The 11000-nt window shown below is 63.9% G+C and carries 11 protein-coding genes; 8 read left to right on the forward strand and 3 right to left on the reverse strand.

Features of this window, described 5'->3' with window-relative positions; genetic code table 11:
* Positions 1-105 precede the first annotated feature (105 nt).
* The 6 genes from rimP to rbfA are packed head-to-tail and all read left to right on the forward strand — an operon-like array spanning position 106 to position 6602.
* Positions 106-678 (forward strand): ribosome maturation protein RimP, encoded by a 573-nt coding sequence (gene rimP, locus GRI97_RS04720; protein WP_161389940.1) that lies wholly within the window; start codon positions 106-108, stop codon positions 676-678.
* Positions 678-2333 carry a transcription termination factor NusA gene (gene nusA, locus GRI97_RS04725; protein ID WP_161389941.1) on the forward strand — a complete coding sequence of 552 codons (1656 nt, stop codon included), beginning with the start codon at positions 678-680 and terminating at the stop codon, positions 2331-2333. The genes rimP and nusA overlap by 1 nt, the downstream gene beginning before the upstream one ends.
* Complete coding sequence (locus GRI97_RS04730) at positions 2314-3081, forward strand: DUF448 domain-containing protein (RefSeq protein ID WP_161389942.1); 768 nt, start codon at positions 2314-2316, stop codon at positions 3079-3081. Before nusA ends, GRI97_RS04730 begins: the two co-directional genes overlap by 20 nt.
* A 6-nt stretch (positions 3082-3087) precedes the next feature.
* Entirely contained in the window at positions 3088-5793 is a 2706-nt protein-coding gene (gene infB / locus GRI97_RS04735) for a translation initiation factor IF-2 (protein WP_161389943.1), read from the forward strand.
* 30 nt (positions 5794-5823) lie between these two features.
* Positions 5824-6201, forward strand: a complete 378-nt coding sequence (locus GRI97_RS04740) for a glyoxalase superfamily protein (protein WP_161389944.1) — start codon at positions 5824-5826, stop codon at positions 6199-6201.
* Entirely contained in the window at positions 6201-6602 is a 402-nt protein-coding gene (gene rbfA / locus GRI97_RS04745; protein ID WP_161389945.1) for a 30S ribosome-binding factor RbfA, read from the forward strand. The genes GRI97_RS04740 and rbfA overlap by 1 nt, the downstream gene beginning before the upstream one ends.
* Positions 6603-6639: 37 nt before the next feature.
* Here the strand turns inward: rbfA and GRI97_RS04750 are convergent, their stop codons facing one another.
* From GRI97_RS04750 to GRI97_RS04760, 3 genes are read right to left on the reverse strand one after another with little or no spacing between them, the layout of a single operon-like run.
* Complete coding sequence (locus GRI97_RS04750) at positions 6640-7569, reverse strand: tetratricopeptide repeat protein (protein WP_161389946.1); 930 nt, start codon at positions 7567-7569, stop codon at positions 6640-6642.
* Between the two features lies 1 nt (position 7570).
* On the reverse strand, positions 7571-7948 hold the full coding sequence (locus tag GRI97_RS04755) for a hypothetical protein (RefSeq protein WP_161389947.1): 378 nt from the start codon (positions 7946-7948) through the stop codon (positions 7571-7573).
* Positions 7945-9309, reverse strand: a complete 1365-nt coding sequence (locus GRI97_RS04760) for an ATP-binding protein (RefSeq protein ID WP_161389948.1) — start codon at positions 9307-9309, stop codon at positions 7945-7947. The genes GRI97_RS04755 and GRI97_RS04760 overlap by 4 nt, the downstream gene beginning before the upstream one ends.
* A 138-nt stretch (positions 9310-9447) precedes the next feature.
* Here GRI97_RS04760 and GRI97_RS04765 point away from each other — a divergent pair, with 138 nt between their 5' ends.
* The gene (locus GRI97_RS04765) at positions 9448-9996 is read left to right on the forward strand and encodes a DUF2239 family protein (protein WP_161389949.1); all 549 of its coding nucleotides are present in this window, start codon (positions 9448-9450) and stop codon (positions 9994-9996) included.
* Complete coding sequence (gene truB / locus GRI97_RS04770; protein ID WP_161389950.1) at positions 9993-10997, forward strand: tRNA pseudouridine(55) synthase TruB; 1005 nt, start codon at positions 9993-9995, stop codon at positions 10995-10997. Before GRI97_RS04765 ends, truB begins: the two co-directional genes overlap by 4 nt.
* Positions 10998-11000 lie beyond the last annotated feature (3 nt).

The following is an 11000-nucleotide window of genomic DNA, read 5'->3' on the forward strand; positions in this document are numbered from 1 at the left end:
TTCGCCTATATGGGCGCAATCCAGACATTGTCGTGACAAAGTCAGGTGCTGGCGCCTCCGGGGGCCGGCCCCAAGTCTCGTGAGCATGATTTAACAGGAATCCCGATGGCCGATACCACGCGCCTTACTGAAGTGATCGAACCTCTGGCCGCTGCGCTGGGCTTTGATCTCGTGCGCGTGAAGCTGAGCGGGCAGGGCGAAGAGCGCACGCTGCAGATCATGGCGGAAGATCCGGCCACCGGCCAGCTTGTGGTGGAACAGTGCATGGCGCTGTCGCGCAGCATTTCTGCCGAAATCGATTCGCTTGAGGAAGCTGGCGAGGATCTGGTCGTGGGCGCCTACAATCTCGAAGTCAGTTCGCCGGGCATCGACCGGCCGCTGACGCGGGAAAAGGATTTTGCCAACTGGGCCGGGCACGAAGCCAATTTCTCCCTGTCGCAGCCGGTGGACGATCACCGCAAGCTGCGCGGGACGCTGGTCGGCATCGAAGACGGCATCGTCACGGTTGAGGACAAAAAGGCGGGGCGGGTTGCCGTTCCGCTTGCACATATTCATTCGGCCAAGCTGGTGCTGACCAATGCGTTGATCGCGGCGACCAGGCCGCTCGACATGAGCGGCGCGGACGAAGTCGAAGAGATAATCGAAGATACACTCGAAGAAGAGAAGGCAGACGACTGATGGCCAGTCCGATTTCCGCCAACAAGGCAGAGTTGCTTGCGATCGCCAATTCGGTCGCTTCGGAAAAGATGATCGACAAGTCGATCGTCATCGAAGCGATGGAAGAGGCGATTCAGAAGGCTGCCCGCGCGCGTTATGGCGCTGAAAACGATATTCGCGCGAAGCTGGACCCGCTGACCGGCGACCTGCGCCTGTGGCGCGTGGTCGAAGTGGTCGAAGACGTCGAAGACTACTTCAAGCAGGTCGATCTCAAGCAGGCGCAGAAGCTGGACGGCAAGGCTGCGCTCGGCGATTTCATCGTCGATCCGCTGCCGCCGGTCGATCTGGGCCGTATCGACGCGCAGAGCGCCAAGCAGGTGATCTTCCAGAAGGTCCGCGATGCCGAGCGTGAACGCCAGTATGACGAGTTCAAGGATCGTGCCGGCGAAGTGATCACCGGTGTGATCAAGTCGGTCGAATTCGGCCATGTGATCGTCAATCTCGGCCGCGCCGAGGGTGTCATACGCCGCGACCAGCAGATCCCGCGTGAAGCTGCCCGTGTCGGTGAACGCGTGCGGGCGCTGATCCTGAAGGTGGAACGCAACAATCGCGGTCCGCAGATCTTCCTCAGCCGCGCGCATCCCGAATTCATGAAGAAGCTGTTCGCGCAGGAAGTGCCGGAAATCTACGACAGCATCATCGAAATCAAGGCTGCCGCCCGCGATCCGGGCAGCCGCGCCAAGATCGGCGTGATCAGCCATGATTCGAGCATCGACCCGGTCGGTGCCTGCGTCGGGATGAAGGGCAGCCGCGTTCAGGCCGTCGTGCAGGAACTGCAGGGCGAGAAGATCGACATCATTCCCTGGAGCGATGATGCGGCAACCTTCGTCGTGAACGCGTTACAGCCGGCCACCGTCAGCCGCGTGGTGCTGGACGAAGAAGAAGGCCGCATCGAAGTGGTGGTGCCGGACGATCAGCTGTCGCTGGCCATTGGCCGCCGCGGCCAGAACGTGCGCCTGGCCAGCCAGCTGACCGAAAGCCAGATCGACATCATGACCGAGGAAGAAGCCTCGGAAAAGCGGCAGAAGGAATTCTCCGAACGCTCCAAGCTGTTCGAAGAGGAACTGGACGTCGACGAAACCCTGTCGCAGTTGCTGGTGGCCGAAGGCTTCGCCGAGCTGGACGAAGTGGCCTATGTCGATCTGAGCGAACTGGCTGCGATCGAAGGCTTCGACAACGAACTGGCGGAAGAGCTGCAGAACCGTGCGCTCGATGCGATCGAGCGCCAGGAAGAAGCCTATCGCGTGCAGCGCCGTGAACTGGGCGTGGAAGATGCGCTGGCCGACATCGAAGGCCTGACCGAACAGATGCTGGTCGTGTTGGGCAAGGCCGGGATCAAGACGCTTGACGATCTGGCCGATCTGGCCACGGACGAGCTGATTTCCAAGAAGCGCGAAGCACCGCGCCGCCGTGGCAATGCCGATGGCCCGCCGCAGCGCCGGCCGCAGCGTTCGGAAGACAAGGGCGGTGTGCTGGGCGAATTCGGCCTGACCGAAGAACAGGGCAATCAGATCATCATGGCTGCGCGTGCGCACTGGTTCGAAGATGAGGACGATGCCGCAACGGCTGACGCGCCCGTAACCGAGGAGGCCGCTGATGCGGAATCCTCACAATGATCCGCTAGCGGACCACGACATTGCCGGGCGTAAGGGGCGTGGTGACACGCCCGAGCGCCGCTGTGTGCTGTCCGGGCGCAATGATGCGCGGGATGGCCTGATACGGCTTGCGCTGTCTCCGGAAGATCCGGATGGGCAGATCCATGTGCTGCCCGATGCCCTGGCGCGTGCGCCGGGGCGTGGGGCGTGGATCGGTGTCGATCGCGCCACCTTGGAAGACGCGGTGGCCAATGGCCGGCTGAAATCGGCAATCGCCCGGGCATTCCGCACCGGCGCCCTTGCCATACCGGCGGATCTGGCCGAGCGGACGGAAGTCGCATTGCGGCGGGCGTTGCTTGACCGGCTGGGACTCGAATTCCGGGCCGGACGTCTTATCTTGGGGTCTGACAAGATCGCCAATGAAGCACGAATGGGGCGCGTGGCGGCGCTTTATCACGCGGCGGATGCCAGCGCCGACGGCAGCAGGAAGCTGGATCAGGCCTGGCGGGTCGGTAGTGACGCCGAAGGCACAGGTATGACCGGCGAACGTCTGCCACTGGACCGAACGACCCTGTCTGTGGCATTGGGCCGCGACAATGTCGTCCATCTGGCGCTGGCCGATCGGGCCTCGGCCGAGCGGGTCATGATTCCGCTTCGGCGCCTGCTGAACTTTACGGGGGCTGCGCAGGCAGCCTGCAGCACTGCTGGCCGGGACGCGGAAGTATCCGCACCGGAAAGCGGGGCGACGGATTTGATGAAGGATTATTGAAGGCGTATGAGCGACAACGAAGAGACACCGACGCGCGACCGTAAGCCCCTGGGGCTGAAGCGCTCGGTCGACGCCGGGGAGGTCAAGCAGACCTTCAGCCACGGCCGCACCAACAAGGTGGCGGTCGAGGTAAAGCGTCGTCGCAAGCTGACCCGTCCGGGCGGATCGCCCGTGGAAGAAAGCGCGGCACCGGTTGCTGCGCCCGAAGTGGTCGCGCCTGCGCCTGCCCCCACGCCGGCTCCGGCCCCGGTCGTACGCCGCCCGGCGCCGAGCATTCCGGCCAATGAAACGCCGCAGGAACGCGTCGCGCGCATGCAGCGTGAAGCCGAGGAAGAACGCCTGCTGCGTGCCGAAGAAGCGCGTCGCCGTGAACAGGATGAACGGCTCCAGGCGATAGAAGAAGAAAAGCGCCGCGCGGAAGAAAACCGCCGTGCGGAAGAAGAGGCGAAGGCCAGTGCGGAAACGCCGGCTGAGCCCGAAGCCCCGGCCGCGCCAGTGGTGACGGAAGCGGTGGAAACGCCCGCTGCCGATCCTGCGCCTGCAGCAGAACCCGCCACGCCGGTGGCCGCTGCAGAGGTGGTCGAAGCGCCGCAGGAACCCGTGGTCGAACAGGTGGTGACGCCTGCGCCGCGCCGGTTTACCCCGGTTGCCCGCCCCGAGCCGAAGCGGCCCGCACCTGAAAAGGTGGAAAAGACCGAAAACAAGGCTGAGGCGACTGCCGATAAGGCCGACAAATCGGACAAGGCCGACAAGAAGCGCGACGATCGCAAGGTTGCCGCACCGCCGGCCAATCGCGGCACGCCCGATCGCGGGGCGGATCGCCGTCGCGGCGGCAAGCTGACCGTCAATCGTGCGCTGAACGAAGACGAAGGCGCGCGTGCGCGTTCGCTCGCTGCCTTGAAGCGTGCGCGGGAAAAGGAACGCCGTTCGCAGGGTGGCCAGACGCGCCAGCGTGAAAAGCAGGTGCGTGACGTTGTCGTGCCCGAAGCGATCACCGTGCAGGAACTCGCCAACCGGATGGCCGAAAAGGGCGCCGATCTGGTCAAGGCGCTGTTCAACATGGGCATGATGGTCACCGTCAACCAGTCGATCGACGCTGATACGGCGGAACTGCTGGTCGAAGAATTCGGCCACAATCTGCAGCGTGTGAGCGAAAGCGACGTCGACATCGACGCGAGCGTGGATGTCGATCCGGAAGAAACGCTGCAGTCGCGCCCGCCCGTGGTTACCATCATGGGCCATGTCGACCACGGCAAAACCAGCCTGCTCGATGCGCTGCGTGGTACCGATGTGGTGAAGGGTGAAGCCGGCGGCATTACCCAGCATATCGGCGCCTATCAGATCACGACGAAGGACAAGCAGAAGCTGACCTTCCTCGATACGCCGGGCCACGCTGCCTTTACCCAGATGCGTGCGCGCGGTGCCAATGTCACCGATATCGTGGTGCTGGTGGTGGCCGCCGATGACGGCATCATGCCGCAGACGATCGAGGCTATTCATCACACCAAGGCCGCTGGCGTGCCGATGATCGTGGCGATTACCAAGTCGGACAAGCCGGAAGCCAACCCGCAGAAGATCCGTGAACGTCTGCTCGAACACGAAGTGATCGTGGAAGACATGAGCGGTGACGTGCAGGACGTTGAAGTTTCGGCCAAGACCGGTGCCGGTCTGGACGAACTGATCGAGAAGATCCTGCTGCAGGCGGAACTGATGGATCTGAAGGCGCGCTATGATCGCGATGCCGAAGCCACGGTGATCGAAGCCAAGCTCGACAAGGGTCGTGGCCCGGTTGCCACGGTTCTGGTGACGCGCGGCACGCTGAAGCGCGGCGACACCTTTGTTGTCGGCACGGAAAGCGGCCGCGTGCGCGCGCTGGTGGACGACAAGGGCAAGCAGGTGAAGGACGCTGGTCCGTCGGTACCGGTCGAAGTGCTGGGCCTGGGCGGCGTGCCGCAGGCCGGCGACGTGCTGACCGTGGTCGAGAACGAACAGCGGGCCCGCGAGGTGGCGGAATATCGCCAGCAGCAGGCAACCGCCAAGCGGACAGCGACGGTCGCGCCGAATCTGGAAGCGATGTTTGCCGGGTTGAAGAGCGATGTCATCGAATTCCCGGTTGTCGTGAAGGGTGACGTTCAGGGTTCGGTCGAAGCGATCAACAATGCGCTGAACAATCTGTCGAACGACGAGATCAAGGTCCGCATCCTGCATTCGGGTGTCGGCGCGATCACGGAAAGCGATGTGACGCTGGCATCGGCTTCGAAGGCGCCGATCATCGGCTTCAACGTCCGCCCGAACGCCAATGCGCGCACGCAGATCGAACGGACCAAGGTGGAGTTGAAGTATTTCGACGTCATCTATCACCTGACCGAGGAAATCGCGAAGGAAATGGCCGGCGAACTGGGCCCGCTGCGGATCGAAAACGTTGTCGGTCGTGCAGAGGTCAAGCAGGTCTTCCCTGCGGGCAAGCGCGACAAGGCGGCAGGTCTGCTGGTGCTGGAAGGGGTTATCCGCAAGGGTCTCCATGCCCGGCTTACCCGCAACGATGTCATCGTTTCGGCAACGACCATTTCGTCGCTGCGGCGCTTCAAGGATGATGTGGACGAAGTCCGCACCGGTCTGGAATGCGGTGTGGTGCTGGCCGATACCAACGACATCAAGGCCGGCGATCACCTCGAAGTGTTCGAGGTCGAGGAACGCGAACGGACGCTGTAAGCGTCCTTCGCAAGGAGGGGGAAAAGGCCCGTGTTTGGTGCACCGACGCCAATCCTGCGCAGTTTTGACGAACAGCGCACGAAAGCCTTCTACCTCGACTTCCTCGGGTTCGAGCTTGAGTTCGAACACCGGTTTGCCGATTGGGCGCCGCTCTACCTCGGTGTGAGGAAGGGCGGCTGCCGGTTGCATCTGTCCGAACATTATGGGGATTGCACGCCTGGTTCGGCCATTCGCATCCCGGTGGATGATGTATCTGCCTATGCGGAGAAGTTGCGGGCGCTGGAATTCGGCAATTCCCGCCCGGGTGAGCCGCAGCGCACGCCCTGGGGCACGCGCGAAATCACGATTGCCGACCCGGCGAGCAACCGGCTGACATTTTACACCGAAGACGTGGAAGACGAAGACTGATGGCCCGCCAGACTGCCAATTCAGAAGACCAGACGGTTCGCCTGCTCAAGGTGGGTGAACGCGTGCGCCACGTCATCAGCGAGATCCTGACGCGGCAGCAGGTGCATGACGATACGCTCAATGCGACGACTGTGTCCGTTACCGAAGTGCGCATGTCGTCGGATCTGCGGCAGGCGAAAATCTTCGTAAAGCCGCTGCTGGGTGACGATGAGGAGGTGGTGCTGCAGGCGCTGCGTCGCAACACTGCCTATCTGCAGCGCGAGGTGGCCAAGCGCATTGGCCTGAAATTCGCGCCCAAGCTGAAGTTCGTCGGCGATGAAAGCTTCGACGAAGCCAGCCGGATCGACCGCCTGCTGGCCGATCCGCGCGTCTCCCGCGATCTGGGCGAAGACGAAGAATAAGCCCGATCGCCCTTAGCAATCGGGCGGTCTCCGCTGGTTAAAATCGTGGCTTGAGCCGGACCTGCGCCATTTCCTTCGCCACCATACGGTTCACGATGGTGCCAGCGGACAGGATGCAGATCACGAAGGCCAGATAGAGGATGGCGATGATCGAGCCGACTTCGTCCGGCATCCCCAGATCCTGGCTGCCCAGGATAGCCCAGCGATGGATGACCCAGACCGCGACCGCCACGAATATGGCCCGTGTCTGCCCCAGCCGGATCATCAGGCTGTTCCAGCGCCACCACAGCCCGCCGATCAGATTGCCCTTCATCTTGGCCGATGCCAGCAGGGAGAGGGCGTTGATGTCGGTCGGCGCCTGCGCCAGGGCGGCCAGCGCCAGCTGAACCGCCTCGTCCGTATTGCCGGACATCAATTGGGCATGACCGGTCAGCACCAGCCCGGCATCATGATTGGGGTTGAGGCTCAGAATTTCCCGCCCGGCCGCTGCCACATCCGCCGTGCGCCCGTCTTCCAATGCGGAATAGCCGAATTCGGCAATCACTTCGGGGGAGGTGGGGGCAAGTTGCTGGGCGATGCGCAGGCTGTCTTGCGACTCACGCCGGCGCCCGGTGACACGCAGGATGCCGGCGCGAACCAGATGGGCGGCGGCGCTGTCCGGGGCGAGTTCGATGGCGTGGTCTGCCGATTGCAGCGCCTGGCGCTGGCGCTGCTTGAGCATCAGCGTCTGCGAGCGTTCCAGATGGGCTGCGCTCCACATGGGAGAGAGCGCGATCGCCTGATCCGCCTCATACAGCGCGCCTTCGATCCGCCCCTGTTGCCGGAGCGCGCGGGCCAGCAGCAGATGGGGATAGGGATCGTCGGGTTCTGCGGTCAGCGCATCGCGCAGGGCATCGATGGCCGCGGCGCTGTTGCCGATGTCGAGCAGTGCCTCTGCCCGGCGCATGGCCATGTCGTAGGGGTACATGTCAGCGCTGCTGCAGATATCGACGAAGCTGGGTCGTCTGTTCCTGCCAGACATAGGCGGAAGCGGCAAAGATCAATCCCACCCCGACCGCGCCGATGAAGACGTAGTCAGCCTGGCTGTGGGTCAGCCAGGCGCGGCTGACGGCCGTATCAAGACCAGCCAGCGTCAGGAAATACAGCGCCACTGGTATGATTGCGAAGGCGATTTCCCGATTGCGGTGCACGCCGTTCAGCGCGATCGCATTGACCGCGATCAGCAGCCAGCCCCAGGGAAGCAGGAACCCCGTGATCAGGAACACCAACAGCGGCGGCAGGGCAAAGCGCTGCAGCGGGCCGGGGCGGGGTTCGTCGATGATGCGATAACGCAGCGAATCGCTCACAGCCCATTGGCTTTCAGGAAGGCGGCGACATCGTCATACTGGCCGCCATTGTTGGAATATTTGGCGTAATTGCGCGCGGTGGTCAGCCATTCCAGCGTGGTCGGGCGGACTTCCTGCAGGGCATCGAGCAGATGGCGCTGGGCCACCGGGGCTTCGACGCCGGACGACAGCGTTTCCTCGATCGCGACATCGACTGCCGTGTTGACCAGATTTTCCAGATCCGCACCCGAATAGCCGGCGGTCTTGGCGGCGATGGCATCGGCGTCGCAATCATCGGCCAGCGGGCGGGCCGCGAGATGAAGGCGCAGGATTTCCGCCCGTGCCGCGCGATCGGGCGGGGGCACGAACTGGACGCGGTCGAACCGGCCTGGTCGCCTGAAAGCAGCGTCCACGCCCCAGGGCATATTGGTGGCGGCCAGGATCAGCACGCCGTCATTGTTGTTGGCGAAACCATCCATTTCCGTGAGGAAGGTGGAGACCAGGCTGACATGGCTCTGGCTGGCATGATTGCTGCGCGAACCGGCCAGCGCCTCCAGTTCATCGAAGAACAGCACGGTCGGAGTGTCACGGCGCGCATCGGCGAAGATTGCCGACAGCTTGCGCTCGGCCTCTCCGATATATTTGTCGACCACATCGACGACCGAGACATTGACGAAGCGGGCTTCGCATTCGCCGGCGGTGGCGCGGGCGAGCAGGGTCTTGCCGCAGCCCGGCGGGCCGAACAGCAGCACCCCGCCGCCGGCCTTGCGTCGGTATTTAGCAAACAGCGAAGGCTTGCGGAACGGGGTGACGATCCGGCGGATGATCTGTTTCTTCACATCATCCAGCCCGCCGACATCGGCAAAGCTGATCGCGCTGACCTTCTCGCTGTAAAGCGCCCGCGCGGCGGCGGCCTCTTCACGGTCGCTGCGTTCATGCCCGCGCAGGCCGCGTGCGGCATCGGCGAAACCGATGACGTTGGAGGCGGCCATCGGCGTTGCCGCCAGTGCCTGTTTCAGCCGGGCGGCGATGTCGGGATCTTCCAGCACCGGATCGGCAGCGACGGCCGCCAGATAGGCGGCTTCGGCCTCGGCCGCGCGTTCGGCCACCAGCAGCGCGTCGACCCGCAGCGCCAGCAGGGCGTTGTCTTCGCCGCACAGGCTGATCGCATCCAGCGCATCGCCCATGTCCAGCGCGGCTTGAGCCAAGGGGCGGCGCGTATCGGTGTCGAGCCCGTCGGCGGGTGCCGCCAAGGCAGCGGCGACAATGCTGCGCCGATCGGCATCATGGCCAGCGAGGCCGAGAGCGGCGCCAAGCAGGCGCGCGTCGCCGCTGGCGGAAAACGCATTCAACAAGGCTTCAATGGCCGGATTGGCTGTCACGCAGGGCACCCTCTTTGCTTGGCGCCAACATAGTGGCTGACTGGCGCCCGGCAATGTCCTGCGCGGGTGAAAATCACCGCCTATTTGACACGGGTAAAAATATAAATATATACCGGGTAAATATGAAAGGAGGAGCGCATGGCATTCACCGTGTTCTTCAAAAGTGAAATCCTGGCGCGGGGTACGGCCGATCAGATCGCGGCACCCATGCGGGCGTTGCAGCCGCTGGCGCGCAGTTCGGATTTGCTGGTGTTCGACGATGAAACCGGTCGTCAGGTGGATATCGACCTGCAGCCTGATACCGAGGTGCCGCGCGGCAGGGGGCGGCCGGCGCTGGGTGTCAAGGCGCGGGAGGTGACGCTGTTGCCGCGTCATTGGGACTGGCTGAATGCCCAGCGTGGCGGCGCATCGGCAGCGCTACGCCGGCTGGTCGATGATGCGCGGGCACAGGCCAGAAGCCCGGAACAGGCGCGCGATGCGGCCTATCGCTTCCTGTCGGCCATCGCCGGCGATCTGCTCGGGTTCGAGGATGCGGTGCGCGAACTCTATGCCGGCAATCTTGTGGGGTATGACCATTTCGCCCAGGCATGGCCGCCGGCCATTCGCGATCATGGGCGCGCTATGGGCTGGCCTGATCTGTCGGGATCGGGCACCGGGCCGGCAACTGGAATGGAGAATTCACAATGACATCGCCCCGTCCGACGGCCCAACCGCATGGCTGGCTGGTGCTGGACAAGCCGCGCGGGCTGGGATCGACCCAGGCTGTGGCCGCTGCCAAGCGCGTGTTGCGCAGCGCCGGTTATGGCAAGGTCAAGATCGGGCATGGCGGAACGCTGGACCCGCTGGCCGAAGGTGTGTTGCCGATCGCTCTGGGCGAGGCGACGAAGCTGGCCGGGCGGATGCTCGATGCCAGCAAGATCTACGCCTTCACCATCGCCTTCGGAGAAGAAACCGATACGCTCGACACCGAAGGGCCGGTGATCGCGACCAGCGACCATCGCCCGCCCCGCGCGGCGGTGGCGGCGATCCTGCCGCATTTCACCGGCGCGATCGAACAATTGCCGCCGGCCTATTCGGCGCTGAAGGTGGATGGGCGCCGGGCCTATGATCTGGCCCGCGCGGGCGAAGAGGCGGTGCTGCAGCCGCGCCAGGTGACGATCCATTCGCTGGAACTGGCGGGCGGGGTGGAAGAACGGCCGATCGAATCCGCCTTCGCATCTGCCGAAGGACGCCCCGATCTGCTCGATCCCGCCGTGCCGCTGGTGCTGGCCGACAAGGTCACGCTGATCGCCCATGTCAGCAAGGGCACCTATATCCGATCCCTGGCACGGGATATCGCGCACGCCCTTGGAACCGTGGGCCATGTGTCCTATCTGCGCCGGATCAAGGCCGGTCCCTTCGCCGAAGGTCAGGCGATTTCGCTGGACATTCTGGAGGAAATCGGGAAGGGCGCGCCCCTTGAAGATCACCTTCTGCCGCTGGAGGCAGGGCTGGACGGTATCCCGGCCTTTTCCCTCTCCCCGGACAGCGTGCAGGCGGCCCGTCAGGGTCGGATCATTTCCGGATTGCCCCATCCCGACGGGCTCATCCTTGCGACGGACGGCAACGTTCCGGTGGCATTGATGGAAGTTCAGGCGGGGACGGCGAAGGTCGTCAGGGGTTTCAACCTTGCAGATACCGCGGAGTAGAAG

The organism is Croceibacterium xixiisoli, assembly GCF_009827305.1.
In the GTDB taxonomy this organism is placed as follows: Bacteria; Pseudomonadota; Alphaproteobacteria; order Sphingomonadales; family Sphingomonadaceae; genus Croceibacterium_C; species Croceibacterium_C xixiisoli.